The organism is Ruegeria sp. A3M17 (assembly GCF_003318255.1).
Lineage (GTDB): Bacteria > Pseudomonadota > Alphaproteobacteria > Rhodobacterales > Rhodobacteraceae > Ruegeria.
Map to the genome: position 1 here is coordinate 1 of NZ_QOCF01000033.1, position 19,904 is coordinate 19,904.

Annotated in this window: 19 protein-coding genes and 1 pseudogene; 7 read left to right on the forward strand and 13 right to left on the reverse strand. The window is 55.4% G+C overall.

The window, feature by feature from the left end; translation table 11 throughout:
- A pseudogene (locus tag DS906_RS18245) lies at positions 1-165 on the forward strand (IS3 family transposase); the annotation flags it as partial.
- A gap of 711 nt (positions 166-876) precedes the next feature.
- On the opposite strand, the gene DS906_RS18250 reads toward DS906_RS18245, so the two are convergent.
- From DS906_RS18250 to DS906_RS18285, 8 genes are all read right to left on the reverse strand, one after another.
- Positions 877-1,908 (reverse strand): NADP-dependent oxidoreductase, encoded by a 1,032-nt coding sequence (locus DS906_RS18250; RefSeq protein ID WP_113791512.1) that lies wholly within the window; start codon positions 1,906-1,908, stop codon positions 877-879.
- Positions 1,909-2,265: 357 nt separating this feature from the next.
- Complete coding sequence (locus DS906_RS18255) at positions 2,266-3,039, reverse strand: hypothetical protein (RefSeq protein ID WP_113791513.1); 774 nt, start codon at positions 3,037-3,039, stop codon at positions 2,266-2,268.
- Between the two features lie 151 nt (positions 3,040-3,190).
- Complete coding sequence (locus DS906_RS18260) at positions 3,191-4,111, reverse strand: RDD family protein (protein WP_113791514.1); 921 nt, start codon at positions 4,109-4,111, stop codon at positions 3,191-3,193.
- Complete coding sequence (locus tag DS906_RS18265; RefSeq protein ID WP_113791515.1) at positions 4,108-5,106, reverse strand: stage II sporulation protein M; 999 nt, start codon at positions 5,104-5,106, stop codon at positions 4,108-4,110. The genes DS906_RS18260 and DS906_RS18265 overlap by 4 nt, the downstream gene beginning before the upstream one ends.
- A complete protein-coding gene (locus DS906_RS18270) occupies positions 5,106-6,356 on the reverse strand; it encodes a DUF58 domain-containing protein (RefSeq protein ID WP_113791516.1) in 1,251 nt (416 codons plus the stop codon). The genes DS906_RS18265 and DS906_RS18270 overlap by 1 nt, the downstream gene beginning before the upstream one ends.
- Positions 6,357-6,400: 44 nt before the next feature.
- On the reverse strand, positions 6,401-7,357 hold the full coding sequence (locus DS906_RS18275; RefSeq protein WP_113791517.1) for a MoxR family ATPase: 957 nt from the start codon (positions 7,355-7,357) through the stop codon (positions 6,401-6,403).
- Entirely contained in the window at positions 7,347-8,663 is a 1,317-nt protein-coding gene (locus tag DS906_RS18280; RefSeq protein ID WP_113791518.1) for a hypothetical protein, read from the reverse strand. Before DS906_RS18280 ends, DS906_RS18275 begins: the two co-directional genes overlap by 11 nt.
- A complete protein-coding gene (locus DS906_RS18285) occupies positions 8,660-9,373 on the reverse strand; it encodes a DUF4129 domain-containing protein (protein WP_233494839.1) in 714 nt (237 codons plus the stop codon). The genes DS906_RS18280 and DS906_RS18285 overlap by 4 nt, the downstream gene beginning before the upstream one ends.
- Positions 9,374-9,874: 501 nt before the next feature.
- Here DS906_RS18285 and DS906_RS18290 point away from each other — a divergent pair.
- On the forward strand, positions 9,875-10,681 hold the full coding sequence (locus tag DS906_RS18290; protein ID WP_158541343.1) for a hypothetical protein: 807 nt from the start codon (positions 9,875-9,877) through the stop codon (positions 10,679-10,681).
- A gap of 101 nt (positions 10,682-10,782) precedes the next feature.
- Here DS906_RS18290 and DS906_RS18295 read toward each other — a convergent pair whose 3' ends face one another.
- Positions 10,783-11,982: an ROK family transcriptional regulator gene (locus DS906_RS18295; RefSeq protein ID WP_113791521.1), complete on the reverse strand. Its 1,200-nt coding sequence runs from the start codon at positions 11,980-11,982 to the stop codon at positions 10,783-10,785.
- Between the two features lie 186 nt (positions 11,983-12,168).
- On the opposite strand from DS906_RS18295, the gene DS906_RS18300 reads away from it, so the two are divergent.
- The 3 genes from DS906_RS18300 to DS906_RS18310 all read left to right on the forward strand — a co-directional run bounded on the left by DS906_RS18300 (position 12,169) and on the right by DS906_RS18310 (position 15,158).
- Complete coding sequence (locus tag DS906_RS18300) at positions 12,169-13,188, forward strand: sugar ABC transporter substrate-binding protein (RefSeq protein WP_113791522.1); 1,020 nt, start codon at positions 12,169-12,171, stop codon at positions 13,186-13,188.
- Between the two features lie 117 nt (positions 13,189-13,305).
- A complete protein-coding gene (locus tag DS906_RS18305; protein WP_113791523.1) occupies positions 13,306-14,376 on the forward strand; it encodes an ABC transporter permease in 1,071 nt (356 codons plus the stop codon).
- Positions 14,376-15,158 (forward strand): ATP-binding cassette domain-containing protein, encoded by a 783-nt coding sequence (locus DS906_RS18310; RefSeq protein WP_113791524.1) that lies wholly within the window; start codon positions 14,376-14,378, stop codon positions 15,156-15,158. Before DS906_RS18305 ends, DS906_RS18310 begins: the two co-directional genes overlap by 1 nt.
- Before the next feature lie 183 nt (positions 15,159-15,341).
- On the opposite strand, the gene DS906_RS18315 is transcribed toward DS906_RS18310, so the two are convergent.
- Complete coding sequence (locus tag DS906_RS18315; RefSeq protein WP_113791525.1) at positions 15,342-15,788, reverse strand: DUF4915 domain-containing protein; 447 nt, start codon at positions 15,786-15,788, stop codon at positions 15,342-15,344.
- Between the two features lie 215 nt (positions 15,789-16,003).
- Here DS906_RS18315 and DS906_RS18320 point away from each other — a divergent pair, with 215 nt between their 5' ends.
- Both DS906_RS18320 and DS906_RS18325 read left to right on the forward strand, forming a co-directional pair.
- Entirely contained in the window at positions 16,004-16,582 is a 579-nt protein-coding gene (locus tag DS906_RS18320) for a helix-turn-helix transcriptional regulator (protein ID WP_113791526.1), read from the forward strand.
- A 118-nt stretch (positions 16,583-16,700) separates the two neighbouring features.
- The gene (locus tag DS906_RS18325) at positions 16,701-17,591 is read left to right on the forward strand and encodes a LysR substrate-binding domain-containing protein (RefSeq protein ID WP_113791527.1); all 891 of its coding nucleotides are present in this window, start codon (positions 16,701-16,703) and stop codon (positions 17,589-17,591) included.
- Here DS906_RS18325 and DS906_RS18330 read toward each other — a convergent pair.
- The 3 genes from DS906_RS18330 to DS906_RS18340 are packed head-to-tail and all read right to left on the reverse strand — an operon-like array spanning position 17,578 to position 19,789.
- Positions 17,578-18,150 carry a thiamine pyrophosphate-dependent enzyme gene (locus DS906_RS18330; RefSeq protein ID WP_113791528.1) on the reverse strand — a complete coding sequence of 191 codons (573 nt, stop codon included), beginning with the start codon at positions 18,148-18,150 and terminating at the stop codon, positions 17,578-17,580. The two genes, DS906_RS18325 and DS906_RS18330, sit on opposite strands and share 14 nt — an antisense overlap.
- Complete coding sequence (locus tag DS906_RS18335) at positions 18,147-18,695, reverse strand: decarboxylase (protein WP_113791529.1); 549 nt, start codon at positions 18,693-18,695, stop codon at positions 18,147-18,149. The genes DS906_RS18330 and DS906_RS18335 overlap by 4 nt, the downstream gene beginning before the upstream one ends.
- Positions 18,695-19,789 carry a histidinol-phosphate transaminase gene (locus tag DS906_RS18340; protein WP_113791530.1) on the reverse strand — a complete coding sequence of 365 codons (1,095 nt, stop codon included), beginning with the start codon at positions 19,787-19,789 and terminating at the stop codon, positions 18,695-18,697. The genes DS906_RS18335 and DS906_RS18340 overlap by 1 nt, the downstream gene beginning before the upstream one ends.
- Between the last annotated feature and the right edge of the window lie 115 nt (positions 19,790-19,904).

Sequence of the window (19,904 nt, forward strand, 5' to 3'; positions counted from 1 at the left end):
TTCGTCGACCACTACAACCACCAGCGCTACCACGAGAGCCTGAACAACGTCACACCTGCCGACGTCTACTTCGGACGGGACAAAGCCATTCTACAACAACGAGAAAAGATCAAACGAAAGACGCTCGAAGCGCGCCGCTTGCATCACAGCCAACGCGCCGCATAATCAACCCAACCAGATGAGCCAGACACTCTCTTAGTTCAGGCGACCTTTGGACCCAAAAACTCTGCCGACGGACAGTTTGATGTTCCAAACAACGGCGACTTCCCCAGTTAGCATTGCAAAATTGCACCCCGTTATCGCCGGGGTAAACGGATGCGGATATCGAGGCTGGCGGCCATACCATGCACGACAGGCTTCCGTTTTCCTCGCGAAATCACACCATACGCGTTTTGAGCATATCACCGGACCGCGCTCAGCGCGGATGAATTTGTGGATCGGCTCGCCGGGCGCTATGTGAGGCGCTATCGCCGATTAGCGCCATGCGGTCTTTCTACATTGTAACTTCCACGCCCAATCACAAACACTGAGCGCCTAGACGGCCTTGTGGCCGCCAACTTTCTGAAACAGAGATGCCGATGATCTTGCGTTCCAGTGTGGATGGTCTCTGGGCTCAGGACCCGGCAGTCATCGGCGAGAGCTTTACCATGGAAATTGGGACAGACAGAAAGGTTCCAGACGGAGCCATCCGCTTGTCGCTCCGCCGAAAAAGGTCAGGCTTGTTCACTGCTCGATTTATTCAATCATGAATCATGCACCAAACGAAAAACAATGAGTCCCGAGACAGGTCATTAAAACGTTGTGAAACTTAGCACTCATGCGTTTCGCGAACGAATTGGGGCCTGGATTGGAAGGAACAACTTTCACTGCCCTGGCTCAATCCACCTTTACAACCATTTTCCCAAAGTTTTCTCCGGCCAGCAGTTGGTTAAATGCTGCCGGAGCATTTTCAAGACCTTCAACCACATGCTCTTTATACGTAATTGAACCGTCCTTCAGCCATCCTGTCATGTCCCGAACGAACTCGGCGTAAACCTCGGGGCCGAAACTGTCGAAAATTATGAAACCCTGCATTTTGACCTTCATCCGCAACAAGGTACCCATGATCACCGGGCCCATATCCGGTCCGTCCGGCAAACCCGGCAAGTTGTACCAGGCCACGACGCCACAGACCGGAACACGCGCAAACGAATTCAAAAGCGGTAAGACCGCATACAGCACCTTGCCGCCGACATTCTCGAAGTAGACATCAATGCCATCAGGGCACGCGTCGCGCAATTTCGCCGACAGATCCGCCGTGCGGTGATCTACACATGCGTCGAACCCGAGGTTCTTTACCACGTGTTCACATTTTTCCGGGCCACCCGCGATACCCACCACGCGGCACCCTTTTAGCTTTGCGATCTGACCCACGGTTGCGCCTACCGGTCCAGCCGCAGCCGCCACAACAACGGTTTCACCGGGTTTTGGCTCCCCAATTTTCAACAATCCCGCATAAGCCGTGTAGCCGGGCATTCCCAGGATACCCAACGCCCAGGACGGATTGTCCGGCGTCTTGCCAAGATTGACGACCTGCTCACCAGTTGAGATCGCATAATCCTGCCAGCCACTCGTGTTTAGAACGTAGTCTCCGGCTTCGTACCCTTCGAGGTTCGATTCCACTACCTGCCCCACAACCTGTGCCGTCATGACGCCATCGATCGGAACCGGTTCAGCGTAGGATTTCGCGTCATTCATACGACCCCGCATATAAGGGTCCAGAGACAGGTACACCGTGCGCACCAGCATCTCTCCGTTACCGGGTGTTGGAATGTCCGTGATTTCAAGCCGCAGCGTGTTTTTGTCCGGGTGACCAGTGGGGCGCTCTGCAAGAACTATGCGACGGTTGGTGTCGGATGCTTGGGGCATTGAAATCTCCTGACGAATGAGTGTGGCGCAGCGCACCCAAACAAGATTGTCAAAAACTGTCCAGCCCAAAAACCTCGACCAGTAACGCAGGCACAGATTGCGCGTTTCCACGCCACCCCTTCAATGCAGCCAATTCCCAAAGCAAATCGAACGGCCGCTTGTGTAAACCTTGGAAAAAGCGGCCAATCATCTTCGCCAATGTGCCGATCCGCCAAGCGTATCGGAAGGACAAAGAATCGCGACATCCCGACAAGTTGGTCAAATCTCTCTTGGGGGAATAACCGAAGGCGCAAGCCTGCGCCTTCGGTCATCAAGGGGTGATCGCCCCCTTTGATGAATCATATGTTCCTTAAGCGATCAATCAAACACGGATGCGATCTGATCGACGGTCACGCCTTCCTTGATCTCGCGCAGACGGGCGTAAATCAGGGCGATCGAGATGCCGGTCAACCCCGCAGAAAGTGCTGCAATAATCGAGAACCCGACAATCATTGCCCAGCTTCCAACATCAGCCAGAACACCGGCAAACACACCGGCGAGGAAATTGACGATCCCGGCGCAGATCCCGACCAGAAGCAAAGCGCCGAAGATCGGCCAGCGATATCCTTTGGTCAGAGCCGCGCTGCGTCCAAGCCCGCCAAACCCGGCCCCCTCGATCACTACGGCGGGCGCCACCACCGAAAAAACCGCGTAAACCCAAATACCGGGAATAATCAAAGCAAGTGATGCAAATCCGGCCAGAATACTACTGATCGTCGTCAGGATCGCGATCGGGAGGGCCGCTCGCAGAGCTGGCGAAAAGTAACGGCCCAACTGCAGCGGGCGTCCGAGTTTGGAATCATAGGCCAGTTGCACCAGAAGGGCCGTTGTAAGGGCGTAGAACACGATCTGCAGAACGATCGTCAGCACCCAGGTTGTGACGCTTGTAGACGTACTAAAATCTGGATCTGCTACACCCAAAGCAACATCCGCTCCGACCATCGCGCCTGCAATTATTGAACTCAGCAACATCGGTGCGAGCGCCAGCAGGATGACGGCAATAAAATTTTTGAAGAGGATCGAAAAACTCTCACCCACGATACTTCCGACGCCAAGAGACTCTCTGTCACTATATTCTGTCGTACTGGCCATAGTTTAACCTCACTATACCTTTGTGTCTTTGCTGCTGCACAACAATCACCCGAAGGTTGTTCGCAGTATCCTTATGACACCTGTAATTGAGCTTGAAAACGGCCTCTGCAAGTCGATTTTTGGTCAGAAAAAGGGCAGCCATCGGTTTTGATCACGAGGGGCTATCTTCGGCGGCATAATGTTTGTCTTTGCGGCGCTCGCCGAACAATTGGCGCTTTTCAAGATGTTCACGCTGCGCATTGTAGAACGCCCCGAGGAATTTCAGCCGCTCGGCCTCGGGCACCTTGTTCGCGTAACCGATCTTCTGGCGGATCTTTTCGACAACGCTTTCTATTGTGGCCTGGTTGTTCTTTGACCGAACCAACACACCGCCTTTCTCCTGCGACCTCAAGAGCTTTTCCAAGGCCTGCAACTCGAACGCCCCGTAGTGATCAAGCTGATGGGTTAGAAAGGTATAGCTTTTGGTTGCTGCCGCTGCTTTGACCGGGACCTGAGCCAGATCCTTCAACAGCACCGGTACCGGCAGGTGGATAACGTGGGTGCCCGCCATAATGTCGCCCAGCCTTTGCCTGTGACGATTGAACAGCGGCACAAACAGCCCCCCTAGTATCCAAGCCAGTGCCACCCCCGAGGCCACGGGTGATGAGGCATCAAGTGTCAGCAGAAGGGTTGCGGGCAGAAATATCTCAGCCTCTTTCATAAAGTTCCTGAGCACCAGCGCATGCGTGTTGAGCGATCGGCCGTCATGTGAGACGACCTTGATCTTCATCAGTCGCTTGCCCAAAGTCTGCCCATTCCAGGCCAACTCGGCTATGACGTAATATGGCACCCGGATCACAAAGAAGAGCAGACTGCCGATGGCGAGCAGCGTACTCGGATCGCCAACCCCCAAGGATAAGATCAGCACAAGCACCGCGATGGCGGCGATCAGCGTGATGCCAATATCCGTGATTTGCGCGGCAAGCCGCACCCCCAGCCCGGCCACCTCAAGGTAAATGGGTACGCCTTCTGGTGGGACCAACTCACTCGGCGACGAGGTTGCCGCCTTGTCTGTGCGTCGCCACAGCTTCATTGCCGCACCCTTCCGCCCAAGGCAAACCAGGCCAGCCAGCATAGTCCTAGCCCCCAGCCAATCACGTACCTTGTAGCTTTGTCCTGGATAAGCTGGCGCCCGAACCCTTCCACAAGGGCCGCGACCACCAGCATAAAGGCCGCCACCAGCGCCAGCTTCACCGCATCCCGGCCCGCGTAGCGTAAAGCAGCGCGGCGGCTTCGTTTCCCCGGAAACAGGATCGCTGCCCCCAGTTGCACCCCACCGCCGCATGCAATGCAGATCGCCGACAACTCGGTCACCCCGTGGATAGACAACCAGCCCCCAAGATCGCTGCCCAGTCCGCGTTCAACGTGCAGCGCATAAAATGCGCCCAGCGACAGCCCATTGTAGAAAGTCAGCAAGACCGCCGGCGCACATAGGAATACCCCAAGGCCAAACACAAAGATCGCAATCCGCGTGTTGTGCGAGAACAGGAATGTGGCAAAGGCCCCAAGTCCCGAGGTGCTGGGATCCTGATCATAAATCACTTGCCGCAGCTCTTCGGTCGTCGATGTTGGCCCGCGCCCTCCGGACAGTTCCGGCGGCATAAATACATGATACCAGGCCGGGTTTTCCAGAAACAGCTGATATCCTGCCAAAACCCCCAGCCCCATACACAGGAAACCAATCAGGATAAACAGCCAGGATCGACGTATCGCAATCGGCGCGCCGCTTACAAAAAACTTGCGCACAAGCCCGCCCAGGCGCTCCTGAGGGGCATAGACTGACAGATAGGCGCGAGCGGTCAGCGCTTCGAGATAGTCCAGCAGCGCCTTGTCCAACGAAATTTCGCGGGCAATGGCCAGAGATGTGGTCGCATTTCGGTAAAGCGCGGCCAGATCGCGAGCGGCCGCGAAATCCATTCGCTGTAGTCCGACACGCTCGGCCTGAGTGACCAAAGTTTCCAGACGACGCCAGTCGGCTTCGCGCTCTTTCCGGAACCGGGCCGAGCGGATGAGGTCGCTTTCTGCCATCAGATCAACTCCCGCGCCTTGATTTCCAGATAGGTCGAGATCAGCTTGGCAGTCACCGTATCGGGACGCGCATCCAGCACCGTGACCCCCAAACGCGCTAACTTTTCCAGCACCAGACGACGCTCGCTGATCGTCTGGTTCGCGGCCACCAGCGTGGCGACCCCATCCAGATCCTTGGGTGCGGATTCCACCAGCGCCTCGACCTCTGGGTCGCGGATGGTGACGAAGATCAGCAGATGACGCTTTGACAGAATGGCGATGTTCTCGATCAGTAGCTCGGCCGAAGTCGTGTCGATGAAATCCGTGAAAATGATGATCAGACTACGTTTTGGGGTGCGGGCATTCAATTCAGTCAGGGCCAGGGTGTGGTTGGTCTCGTGGCCCACATAGGCCAGCTCGCTGGTCCAGGTGCGCAGGCGCGCGAAGGTCTGTCGCCCCGCCCGTGGTGCCACAAAAGATCGCGGACGCACGTCATAGGCGTAATACCCCACCAGATCACCGCCAATTGCCGCCGCCCAGGCCACGGCCAGCGCTGCAGTAACGGCATGGTCAATCTTGGGCAAACCGGCGATCTCTTCACGCATCAGATAGCCGTTATCCAGCGCTACGATAACGTGGTGATTGCGCTCGGACCTTAACTCTTTGGCTACAAGCCCCCGCCGTTTGGCCGAGCGTTTCCAGTCGATCGATTTAACGTCCATACCCTGTACGAAATCACGAAGCTGGTGAAATTCGGACCCTTCGCCGATGGCACGGTTTTCCTTCACGCCATAAAGTGTGGACTGCACCGTCGTGGCAATCTCACCCGACTGAATCATCCGGATATTGGGCACAACCTGAACCTCCAGCGCGAAGTTCAATCGAGGCACGAAATCAAAAAGCTTCAGGCGTGACGACCAGTGAAGCCAGAGATGTTCGAATGCCCAGATACCGCGCCGCACACCGCGACAGTCAATCTCGGCTGATCCGGTCCCATCCGGTCCAATACTGAACTCGAACTCCGCCGCGCCGCTCAATCCTTTTGGCCATTCTAGCCGCGCCTGCAAGTCTTTCGGAGCGTCCGGAACCTGCAATTTCAGCACCTGCATTTCGCCCACGAAAATCTCGGGCCGCATGTCGAAAACCAATTGCTTTCGACGGCTGAAGGACATCAGCAGGTCCGCCGCTGACAAAAGCGCCAACAGGGCCCACGGCACCAGCGCCAATTCACGCAACCCGCCGAAAAATGCAAGTCCCAGAATCGACAACACAAGGGCGACGCAGGCGGCGCTCAGAAATCTGGTAGATGGACGTATCAGCGGGGAGCCTCGATCTGGTTGAGGATGTTTTCGAGAACCATAGCAGAGTTTCGGCCCTCAATCTCGGCCGAGGCACCCAGAACTACTCGATGGCGTAACGCAGGTACGAAAAGCCGTTTTACGTCGTCCGGGATTGCAAAATCCCGTCCGTTTAACCCTGCCTGTGCCCGCGTCGCCGCTGCCAGTGCGTCAGCCGCGCGGGTAGACGCGCCAAAAGCAATCTCGGCGCTTTCCCGTGTCGCCCGGACCAGCCGCAGGATGTAGGCAAGAATATCGTCATCGAGGATAATCCCGTCGATCAGTGCCCGGCATTCCGCCAGGGCAGCCGCATCCAGGGTCTTCGACAGTACATCCGTTTCCATACCGCTTTCGATCGGGGCTTTGGCATGCTGGCGCAGGATCGCCAATTCGATTGCCTCAGGCGGGAAGTCGATTTCAAGCTTAAAGAGAAACCGGTCCAACTGCGCCTCTGGTAAGGGGTACGTACCTTGTTGTTCGATCGGGTTTTGGGTGGCGACTACAATGAATTCACGACCCAGGGAGTGATCATTGCCATCAATGCTGACCATCCGTTCGTTCATCGCCTGCAAGAGCGCAGCCTGCGTTTTGGGAGGCGCGCGGTTAATCTCATCCGCCAGAAGCACCTGGGTAAAGACCGGGCCGCGCGTCAGGACAAAATCATTGGTCTGAAAATTGAAGATCGAGGAGCCCAGTACGTCTCCTGGCATCAGATCGGGGGTGAACTGGATACGCCCGAATTCCAGATCCAGTGCGGCAGCAAAACTGCGCGCCAACAGGGTCTTGGCGGTGCCCGGCGGCCCCTCAAGCAAGACATGGCCGCGCGCAAAAAGCGAGACCAAAAGCAGCTCGACCACATCCTCCTGCCCCAGCACCGTTTTGCCGATTTCGGCACGCAGCGCGTCCGAGCGCGCGCGCAATGTTTCAAGTGTCATTCGTTATCTGCTCCAATAGCGCTTCAAGTTCGTCCACATGACGCATTGCCTCTGCCGGTGGGATCCGATGTGGAAGGTTCCGGATATCCCTCAACACTGTTTCCAGGTCGCGAGAGAGATCCGGATTGTGCCGCGCCACATAGCCCAAAAAGACCTTGGGTTCGGCATAGTGATGGGCAAGCGCCGGGCCAAACAAAGCCGACGCCGATGCCGCAAGCCGGGCCTTTGCGTATTCACCGGCCAGAGCCCCGTCTTGATCCGACAGCCGCATCAGACGCGCCCGCGCTCGCACCGCCAGCGATTTTGCGCTTGTGTCGACACAGTCCTCAGCCTGCACCGGGCCATAACGCTGCCATGAGCGCCAGATAAACAAAGCCAACACCAATACCCCGCTCAGCCAGAGGGACAGGAATGGCGGCCCAAAAAATCGCTTCAGATCCGCCCAGCTGCGTTCATAGCGCACACTCTCTTCGGGGTCCGAGAGCCAGACCTCGCGGCTATAGTCGATCATCACGTTGCGCTCGTCGGCGAGTGCGCTCAGAAGATTGCGGGCGATTGTGGCATTATCGCCCAAGCGCAGCCCATGGTTGTTCAACAAATCGGGGTCCGACAGGACCAACACCCGTGCGCCGGCCGCACCACCCGCCAACGGGCATTCCGCCAGGAGCATCGCATCCGAGTTTCCAATCAGCAGAGAACAATCAGCGCCGGTGAACAGTTGTGCCGCATAGATCTGAGCCGATTGCCGGACGTCTGCGCCGTCAAAAAAGTCGAAATCCATAAAGGGCGAGCGCGCATATTCGATCCGAGCGCCCCTTTGACCTGTCAGCTGTTGCAGCAGGGTTTCGATCTGTTGCTGCTTACTTAGCAAGACCGGATGCGCCCGACCGGTTAGCCGCATCCCGCTGCGCCATTTGGGCAGGATCACCAGAGTTTGTACCAAACTGGCCTTTTCCAGCACAGCATCAAGCCGCAGATCGTATTCATCCTGCTGTAACAGCAGGTCTTCTTTTGTGCGCGGATGAACCCGATCCTCATCCAGCACAGTGTCAAATAGCGGCAGCACCAACAGGCCAACGGTTTCCTGATCGACCTGCCAGCCCCCCAGAAAGCTCTGCGCACTTACCTCATTCGTGTTTAGCCAGATCCGCAGGCCGTCAAACCCCGACGGAGAACTTCTCAGCACCTGCTGGCGTTGAGATATAACGTAAAAGATCGTGAACAGCAGCAATGCGACGAAAGCCAGAATAATCAGGGTTTCACTTCTGGGGCCGCGCCTTGTTTCTTCGGTGGCTGAGGGGTTCATTCGGGTGCCTCAGTCAACAGCGGGCGGATATCCGCTACATGGGCCTGAAAGTCTTCCTCGCTTACGTCCCGTCCCCCAAAATGTACCCGTTCGCTTGCCAAAACCAAATTGCGCAGTGCGCCAAGACAACGTTGGTCCTCTGGCAAGTGGCGCAACGCGTCGCGGGCGGTCCAGCTTCGCTGCAGCAGCACCCCATTGACCTTGATCGCCGCGCCCAGGGCGGCCTGCGCCAACCGGATCAAAGCTTCGCGCCGGTCGCCCATGCGCAGGATCGCATTCAAGCTGCCCGGAGTGGGCGGCGTTCCTAACCCCGCACGCGGTGTCTGTCCGTTACGCCCGCTTTCCGTATTCTCGCCCTCACGCCCGAATGTGACGGCAAAGCCACTGCCGTAGCGAACAAAAACAAAAGCGATCATCATCAGGATCGCGGCGGAAATCAGCAGAGTTGGGAAATTCACACCGCCGCGCACCGACCATTGGTTTGAACTAGAGGGTGGTCGCGGCTCCTGCGTTGTCTGCATCGAGGGCGGAGGGCTTGCCGGATCGAAGTAGGCCACATCTGCATCGACACGGCTTAATCTTATCGCCTTCAGATAGGCTTCGCCACTTTCGCTGATCTCAACGGGGTTTTCGGTAGCCTCTTGGGCAGCTGTCAAATGCGGCATAAAGAAAATGCTGGTTAAGTAAATCAATCGCAAATAACGGCTCATGTGCATACCGATAGTAGAATGCCAGCCGGCACGCAATCTTAAGTTGTTAACTGATCTCGCCTGGTTCTGGCACAAGATCTCCGTGTCAGCGCGTAGCGTTTCAATGCAGTTATTAGGTTAGGCATATGCCTTAATAGTACCCAGCGAAATCTGCGAGATGGGTCAGTATTTTGCCTATAGGACCTTCTGGATCAAACTAAGTACCGCTTACACACCAATCTGGAACCGGGAAAACCGAAGATCACAGCGTACCGTCTACAACAGAGGCCTCAATGCCAACCTAGGAAGAAACGTTCAACAAACATGGTTTTGGGAATGGTCTTGAGGAACCTGATTGGTTACTCAAGTGGCAGCGCAGAGAAACAAACACGTCGTAGTTTAGCCAAGTTTCCCGAATAAGCCCCACCTATGAATTGGTTTATACTAATAGCTCATCGTTTATTGCTGAGAATTGTCATCGCGATCACGACTTTGACAGTCGCATTGTCAGTGTCGTATCTGGTGCAACAGCTTGATTGGAATACCAGATCCGATCTGGGCATTATTCCATATTTCACCGTTGCCGGCCTTGTCGCCATCCTCGCATTATTAAGCGTACCCGGACTGAACGACAAGATCGTCGCGCCCTATAAGGCACTACATATCTTAATTCAGGTTGCAGTATGCCTGTTCGGCGGTGTCATGATCACTTTGACAGGGGTGGTAGCATTTGACGCGCCCTTGGTGGCTTGGCTGGCTCCAGCCAACATCGCACCGCTTCTCTCGTTGGGATGTGGAGCCTTGTACATTTGTCTGGGCATTGTGGGCTGCCTTCGTGCGCTCTGGCCGATACCTGGCGAGGTTGTATCCGACGATATAACCGCACTGCGCCAAGCTCATTATTCTGCCCGCGCACTCGCTGCTATTTTTGCATTCGCCACCAGTGGAATAATCTTGGGGTCAAACTTGGTTCTGAATAGCCCGACAACGACGATTACGGTAAAATGTTCCATCGTCATGTGGTTATTTGCAGTTGTACTTGGTTCATCGCGGCTTAGCGTGGCAGATTTTGGAAAACCCGTCAGAACTTGGAAAATTGCACTGCAGTTCTTTGTCGTTGTAACAGCGATCTTCATCATAAACCTCACCACTCGGGCATTGGTCTTTCACACACATCTGTTCGAACGGTTGTCAGATATTGACGCCGTATATCCAAGGCTTGAAAACCTGCTGATGCTGCCATTTATTGTTTTCGGGCTGACAAGCATCGCACTCGTGCTGGTGCGTCAAAAAGAAACTGGCGATGACGTGGCCAAAGTCTTCTCTTAGTTTTTTGTACAGTTTCGCGGCCGGGATTCCTGACCAATACTGTATCCCAGACTTGGCGCCCAAATCCTTGACCGTGCGCGAAACAAGCACGTGAACTTCGACTACATCCCTGAAAGCCCTGCATTCGTGTTCAATAAAAACTGGCGGAAAATCGGGCTGCTGGCCGCCCCAATACCACGGGCGTTTTTTCCAACCGCAGCGGCTTCGACAACTGGTGGGATCAATCCGCGCTTGTCTTGGTTAACCAGATAGCGGCGCACGCGTGAGACCAGTTCTTCCCGCACATTCGTCGGAAACGCGCCGTCTATGAAAATGGCCTCAAAGTCGATGACAGCACAAATTGACAGTGCAGCCTTGGCCAATTCCTGTGCTGTCGTGCCAATCCATGGTTCGACATACCTGGAAATGCTGCTCCAGTCCTGTGGCGATTTCCAAAGAATACCCGGATCAACACCCGCTTCGATCAGCCTGTCCTCAAGCAAAAACAGCGAAGCGCTATCGATCAATTGCTGGCTTTCGCCCAATGGCCCTGTGGTGCGCATCGCGCCCAACGCACCAGCATTGCCCTGATTGCCTTCGAACACAGTGCCGTTCAATGCAACCCCGCCGCCGATCATCGAACCGATGAAGAAGTAGAAATAATCGCGATATTCAGCCCCGCGGCCATAGAGGTGCTCGGCGTGGCAAGCGGCCGTTGCATCATTGACGACAAAAACCGGTAGGTCGCTGAACTTGGCAACCTCGGAGAAGAAGTTCACGTTTTTCCAAGAGCTGAATTTCTTGGCTGCCAGCCCCGACAAATCATGCCATTTCCAAAGCTCGAATGGAGTTCCAATTCCAATCCCGCACACGCGATCGCGAAGTTTTTGGGGTTCATGGGCCAGAAGCGTTTCCAAACCTGTTTCCAGAAACCCGAACACGGCCTCAGGCAGCGGATAATCGTAGGTCGTTGAAATCTGTTGGCGGGGCTTGCCGGTGAAGTCGATCAAAAGCAGATCGGCGCTGCGCCGACCGATCTTCATCCCGACTGACAGGATGCCTTCCGGGTTCAGCTCCATGGGAACCGACGGTTTACCAACCTTTCCACGCAGAGGAGTTCCACGCTTGAGAATCTCATCCTTTTCGAGCTTGCGCAAAATGATTGATACGGTCTGTGGGGACAGGCCCGTCAGCCGCGCGACGTCGGCGCCTGCTGTCGGTCCATGTCGTTGTAAAACCGTCAAAATCAGACGTTCATTGTGATCGCGAACACCGCTTTGGCTTACCCCGCCGGTCAGTATTTTTAGCGCCTCTTTCTCCATAACCCTGAACATAACCACCTTGTTTTCTTATGAAAAGGCGCTCAGGTAAATTAATAAATAAACTTTATTTATTTATTGACAGGCGGGCCAGAATCACAGTTTCTTGAACAGGACCTTCATTAAGGGATGGAGGCGAGTCTTGCCGGTGCGCCGTGCGGGGCCACAACAATTTTCTGGGAGGAGAATATGAGAAGTCTACTCAAGCTAGCCGCATCTGCGACCGTTCTCACGTTTGGTGCTGCATCAGCTCACGCTGCCGGGGAAACCGTCTGCCTGATCACTAAGACCGACACCAACCCCTTCTTTGTAAAAATGAAAGAAGGTGCGACAGCCAAGGCCGAAGAACTTGGCATGACGCTGAAAGCCTTTGCCGGTAAAATTGATGGTGACCACGAAACTCAGGTTCAGGCCATTGAAACCTGCATCCTTGATGGTGCAAAAGGAATTCTGCTTACAGCATCCGACACAAGCTCAATCGTACCCGCCGTTAAGCAAGCGCGAGACGCCGGAGTGTTGGTAATCGCGCTGGACACACCGCTTAGCCCGATTGATTCAGCCGACGCCACATTTGCGACGGACAACTACAAGGCCGGTTTGCTGATCGGACAATGGGCAAAGGCCAAGATGGGCGATGCAGCGGCAGAAGCAAAAATCGCGACGCTGGACTTGAATGTCAGCCAGCCAACCGTGGATGTTCTGCGCAATCAAGGATTTCTTGAGGGCTTTGGCGTTGAGCTGGCGGATCCCAATGTTATTGGCGACGAAACGGATGCACGTCTGGTCGGCAGTGACGTGACCGACGGCAACGAAGAAGGTGGGCGCCGTGCCATGGAGAACCTTCTGGCCAAGGATTCGGCGATCAACGTAGTTCACACGATCAATGAACCCGCAGCGGCGGGCGCGTATGAGGCTTTGAAATCCATCGGACGTGAAAATGACGTGCTGATCGTTTCGGTCGACGGCGGCTGCCCCGGCGTACAGAACGTACAGGCCGGAGTCATCGGGGCCACAAGCCAGCAATACCCGCTTTTGATGGCGTCATTGGGGGTTGAGGCCGTCAAAAAATGGGCCGACGAAGGGACGAAGCCGGAAAATACACCCGGAAAAGACTTCTACGACACCGGTGTTGCTCTTATCACCGATCAACCCGTTGACGGCGTGGAGTCAATTTCGGTCGCAGAAGGTTTGGAACTCTGCTGGGGTTAAACGCAGACCTATCAGGTGAGGCGCGCAAAGGCGCCTTACCATTCCTTTCACCAGCAAACTGAAACTTCCTGTAAGCTGATTTCGTGGTCACGGAGCCAGCCACGAAAAGGGGGAGATATGTCCGAAGCGAACCAAAGCGTCCAAGAATTTGAAACTGCAACCAGTCGAACCGACGCTGTTGCCGAGTTTGACGATCCTCGGCGTGGTGTGCTGGGCAAGCTTCAGCATCTGCTTCACGTCAACCCGTCCCTCGTACCTCTGATTGTCCTGGTCGGAGCGATTTTTATCTTTGGCCTGCTTTTGGGCTCAAAATTCTTCTCGCCCTTCGCAATGACTCTGATCCTGCAACAGGTTCAGATCGTCGGTATCGTGGCCGCCGCACAGAGCCTTGTCATTCTGACCGCAGGCATTGATTTGAGTGTGGGCGCGATCATGGTTTTTTCTTCCGTTATCATGGGACAATTCTCATTCCGATACGGCATACCGGTGCCTATCGCAGTCATGTGCGGACTTGCCGTCGGAACCCTGATCGGCGCTCTCAACGGCTGGCTTGTCAGCCGCGTCAAACTTCCTCCATTCATCGTCACGCTTGGAATGTGGCAGATCATTCTCGCAACAAATTTCCTGTATTCCGCAAACGAGACGATACGCAGCCAGGATATCGAGGCAAACGCCCCCTTTCTGCAATTTTTCGGCACCAAATTCAGCATCGGCGGTGCAACATTCACTGTTGGCGTCCTATTCATGCTCGTCCTGATCTTTGTATTGGCCTACGCGCTTAAACACACAGCTTGGGGGCGACACGTCTATGCCGTGGGCGACGATCCGGAAGCAGCCGAGCTATCCGGCGTTAACGTCCACAGAACACTCATGTCCGTATACATGCTATCCGGTCTGATCTGTGCCTTTGCCGGCTGGGCTCTGATCGGCCGCATCGGGTCAGTCTCACCAACATCTGGCCAATTGGCCAACATCGAAAGCATCACAGCGGTCGTGATCGGCGGCATCTCGCTTTTCGGCGGGCGCGGGTCCATTCTGGGGTCGCTGTTTGGCGCACTGATCGTTGGCGTGTTCACCTTAGGTCTGAGGCTGTTGGGCGCGGATGCGCAGTGGACCTTCCTCCTTATCGGACTTCTCATCATCGCAGCGGTCGCGGTCGACCAGTGGATCAGAAAGGTATCGGGCTAATGTCAGACACTACGCCAGTCGTCCAGGGCCGTGGGATCGTCAAACGCTATGGGCATGTGACCGCAATAGACCATTCCGATTTTGAACTGCGTCAGGGTGAAATCCTCGCGGTCATCGGGGACAACGGTGCAGGCAAATCATCCATCGTCAAAGCAATCTGCGGCGCCACGATCCCGGATGAGGGCGATATTCTGATCGAAGGGAAGAAGGTGAACTTCACTTCTCCGATCGACGCACGAAACATGGGGATCGAGATCGTCTATCAGCAACTTGCCATGTCCCCTGCCCTGTCGATTGCGGACAACATGTTCATGGGGCGCGAGATCCGAAAATCGGGGTTCATGGGCAAGTATCTGCGTCAGCTTGACCGCCCCGCGATGGAGAAATTCGCCCGTGAAAAACTGACCGAGCTTGGCCTGATGACCGTTCAATCCATCAATCAGACGATCGAGACTCTGTCTGGTGGACAGCGCCAAGGTGTGGCCGTCGCCCGCGCCGCAGCCTTTGCGAACAAGTTCATTATCATGGATGAACCGACGGCTGCGTTGGGGGTGAAAGAGAGCCGGAAAGTTCTCGAACTTATTCAGGACGTGCGGGCACGTGGCATTCCGATCATACTAATCAGCCACAACATGCCGCATGTCTTCGAAGTCGCCGATCGCATCCATGTGCACCGACTAGGCAAAAGGCTTTGCACGATTGATCCCAAGGACTACACCATGTCCGACGCCGTGGCTTTCATGACCGGTGCCAAGGAGCCTCCAGCGGAGGACGCCGCGTAGTCGAACCGGACACAATGCGCGTTTGCGAATTGATCCCCTCCCGGAAACAGGTTGGGGATTGGACGATTGCCGCAACCTCCGCCCCTCACCCGGCCAGTCGACCCTGTCAGAAGCCGCTGTGCCATCGCTAAACGCGCAACAGAGCTCAGCGGTTCCGTTAGCTACGCGAGGACTTGTGGATGGCTAACCTGACATCCCAGTAATAATCTCAAAAACATCGTTCGTAAGGAATCCATAGGACCGGGGGCAAGAAGTCTGGGGCAGGATTTCGACGTCATAGAGTTCAGCGATATCACTGTCGATACGAAACCATTGCACACAGGTTCCGGTGTTCAGATCAATCACCTGCACACCGCACCAAGGCGCGCTGTCTGCGTCCTCCAACCTCTGGTCCAGCGCAAGCCCTTCGAACCGCTCGTACCGAGGCTTGGACAGACCCACAAATGCGAAATTTTCATAAAAAGCCAGGCCACGCACAAAGCCCGGGCAGAAGGCCAAGGGTTGAAACCGTTGGCGCGGGTCCTGCTGGGTCATGTCAATCCAGCCCAGCTCTCCCGTTCCCGAGTTCAGAACCCACAGTTTTCCCTGATACAGTCGCGGAAAAGTGCGACAATACCCTTCCTCTTGCATACCTTGAGCTTGTTTCCGGTCGATTGTCTTCGGTGACGGGACACTCAATGTTAACACTCTGCGGGACAAGTCGGGTAACTTCAGAATAGTGTATCGCTATCCTGCTGAGCGGCCTTCAATAACCTGACAAAGACCAATTGACTGAATGCTAAAAATTGACACAACTAAAGCAATCAATCATCTAAGCAACAACAGCAGTATCGGCACTGAAAACTGTGATCAAACAAAGAGATATCGAGCGTGACGTCGGGCAAACCTTGCAAAGGCTGCGGCAGGAACGCAATCTGATCCTCTCTGAGCTGGCGACAACATCGCAGGTCTCGACCTCGATGATCAGCCGTATTGAGAACGGTAGCGTCTCTCCGTCTCTTGGCACGCTACAGGCTTTGGCGGACGCGATGGATGTTCCTCTGATGGCCTTGTTTGCCGACACCGAAGTTTCGGCTGACGTACATCACGTCAAGGCAGGCGAAGGTCTCATGTCCCGACGTATTACGCAGGGTCACGTGCATAACTACCTGTTGCTTGGGAAACATGGCAGGCCGGGAGGTCTGTTTCAGTCTGCCCGTATCACCATTTCAAAGGACCAATCTGGGACATTGCCCAGGTACCAGCACGAAGGCTGTGTTTTTCTTTATATGATAAAGGGCGACGCAATATACAGGTGTGGTACCGAGGATTTTGTTATGGCAACTGGCGATACCCTAAGCTTCGATGCCAAGCTGCGTCACGGGTTTTGCAAGATCGTGTCGGATGAGATCGAATTCATCACTGTATCAACTCGCCCGCAGTAAATTCAGACCGTGATTTGGCGCTCTAGACCGTATAACCTATCGGACCCGTTTCATATTCTTGTATTATGTGAAACTATGAATAATCCGACCGCATATCCCAATCAGGCACTGAGCCCCCATGAAAATTACCTTCAAACAGGTTGATGCATTTCGAACCGTAGTCTCCACCGGAACTGTAACCGAAGCGGCGGCGATGTTGGGCATCTCACAACCCGCGGTCAGCCGCCTGCTCTCGGATTTCGAGACCGAAGTCGGTTTTCAGCTGTTTCAGCGCTCGGGGCGGGTTTTGGTTCCCACGGATGAGGCACGCTTGCTGGTGGAAGAGGTTCGTCAGGCCGTCAGCGGCATGGAGCACATAAAGGAATCCGCCAATGCCATTGGCAAGTTCGGTCACGCGCGGCTTAACCTAGTGATCACGCCGGGGGTGTCCTCTCAGCTAGCTCCGGACCTGCTTCAAGAGTTTTCTGCTACTTGGCCAAAGGCCATGGCCCGAATGGAAATCGCGCCCAGCGATGACGCCGTCGAATGGATGGTTTCGCAGAATTACGATTTCGGGATCACAACAACCCAACCCGCCAACCCGTCCTTTGACAGTTTGGTTATCCGAAACAGTGACGTCTGTTGCGTCGTTCCAACCGGCCATCCTCTGGCAGAGAAAATCATAGTTCAGGCGCAGGACCTGGCGGGTAAGAATTTTATCTCATATATGCCGTCCTCACGCTTCCGGTTTGAGATCGACCAGTTTTTTGAGGCCAAAGGCATCTCACGTCAGATGCAGTATGAGACCCGCACCACCGACGCAGTGTGCCGTCTGGTCGCGCGCGGTCTAGGAGTTTCGGTTGTCGGAGCAAGTCTGGATTATCTCAAAACCATTCCCGATTGTGTCGCGCTGCCTTTTGCGGCACCTCTGACGTTTCGAGCAGTCCTGTTCTGGTCCAAGAACAAGCCCCTGTCTGCCGTGGGACAGTCCTTTTTGAAGATCGTGCAATCACAGATCAGCGACGATTAAGCGCCTCGCGAAAGCTGGCTCGCGCCTGCGCGCTGTGGATATAGGCGTAGTCCCGAGGGTAAGGGGCACCTTCCGTCAGTTCCATCGCAACGAATTGCGGGCCGGTGGATGACAGAACCTGAGGCACCGCAGCTATAAACTGATCCAGCTCGGTACAGCGCTGCACACTGGCATACCCGGCAGCCCAGGCCATGGCCGCAAAATCAACCCTATCCGCGCCAGGCAAGGGATGCGACCCGTTCACCTCATAGACCCGGTTTGCCGACAGGAAATGATAGAGGTTCGTCACTCCGGCATTGGCAATCGTCACCAATGTCCCAAGATTCATCAGCAGGCTGCCGTCGCCATCCAAAACGATGACCCGCCGGTCAGGATTGGCCAGCGCCAGACCCAGACCATGGGACGACGCCTGCCCCATCGCCCCGACGGCCACATAATTCAGGTCGCGCGGGTTCAGGGCAAGCCAGTCGAAACAGCTCTGATACACAGCAACAACAATATCGTCATCGCGGATATGAGGGATCAGGGCCTTAAGCGCTGCGTCGCGGTGCATGGTCATGATGCCTCCGGTGCTCGGCCGATCAAGAATATATGGGGTCTCGAAGTTGCATAAGCCGCTTCAATCGCCTGCGGGATATGCGCCTCATCCCCAGGCCATTCGATCAGGGAATGTGACAGTTCCATCGCATCCAACACCGGCCGAATAATCCGCACCCCGTAAGAGGCAGATTGGTCCGGGTGAATATGTGGCTCCTTACCCTGCAGGCCAACCATCATAACGACCGGCAGTTCATAATCGACGCCAATGGCCCGGATCGCATTCAATGAATCCATCAGCCCTGTTTGCTGCATCATCAGGATTGCGCGCGTGCTGTTATAGGACATCGCCCCGCAGATGCTGACGCCTTCATCCTCCTTGCAGATCCGGGTCAGGCGAAGTTCGGGGTCTCGCGAGATCGGCCAGAGCAGCCCGTCACTGGTAACGATATCTGGCAATGCCACGATTTCGCCGACGCCCGCCGCCTTGATAGCAGCGATGATAGCCGCACCGGACGGATGCTTGACCTGCGGCGTACATTCGGTCGGTAGAGCGGACGCAACCATCAGGCACCTCCGTCCAGAAATGCGGCGAGCCCATCCCGTGCCGCCTGCAGTTCATGCCTGTGACCGATAGTGATGCGAATATGGTCACGATAGGCGGGTGAGGCGAACCGGCGTACAGCAATCCCCTGTCCGCGCAGGAAAAGATCGGCCGCTTCGGCAGATTTTCCGGGGTCCGGAAAATGAACCAGCACGAAATTGGCCTGACTTGGGACAACATGCAGACCCATTTCCGTTAGCGCGGCGCTAAGCCAGGCCCGGCTGTTCAAATTGGTCTCTCGCACGAAACGGGTATGTACCGTGTCTTCCAGCGCCGCAACAGCAGCTGCGACCGAAGAAGACGCCACCGGGAAAGTCAGGCCGATCCGGCGTACATTGTCGACCACATCGTTGGGCCCGTACATCCAGCCAACACGCGCCCCAGCCAGCCCGAATATCTTGGAAAACGTCCGGCACATGACCACGTTATTGGCAGCCTCTACCAGCCTGTGCGCGGATTCATAATCTGCCGCATCGACATATTCCTCATAGGCAGCGTCGATGATCAGCAGGACGTTTTCCGGCAACGCGGCATGCAGGCGGCGCAACTCTGAGCCGTTCAGATAGGTGCCCGCCGGGTTCTCGGGGTTGGCGAGGTAGACGATCCGGGTTCGTTCGTTCAAAGCGTCGATCATCCGGTCGACCGAAGGTTTGAATGCGTCATCCGCGACCGACACCACCTCGGCATCGTTGGCAAAAGCATAGTTGGGCACCTTGAGATAGCCATTGGCGCTGCGGATCAGCTCGGTACCCTGCCCTAGGTAGGCGCGGGCCAGACGGGCCAGCAGATCGTCCGATCCCTGTCCTGTGGTGATCCGTGCCGCATCCAACCCGTACTGCGCGGCAATCGCCGGGGCCAGGATATCGTCAGGGTTTTCCAAATAGCGCTCGACATTGCTGATTGCCGCACAAGCGGCAGCGCGGGCAGATGGGCTGGGGCCAAACACGCTTTCATTCGAGTTCAAAAGAATTGCAGGTGGTGGAACGTCAGCAGATGCTCCACCAACCATATGAGGTTTGATCCTGCCTATTCCTGATTTTGCGAGGGTAATGCCCATCCAATTCCTCCGGCACCACCAGATGGCGGCAATGGCAATTTTCACCATATATCACATAGCATCGCATTTTATGCAATTCACTTTCAAAAAAATTATGTTATGAAAGCTGTGACTC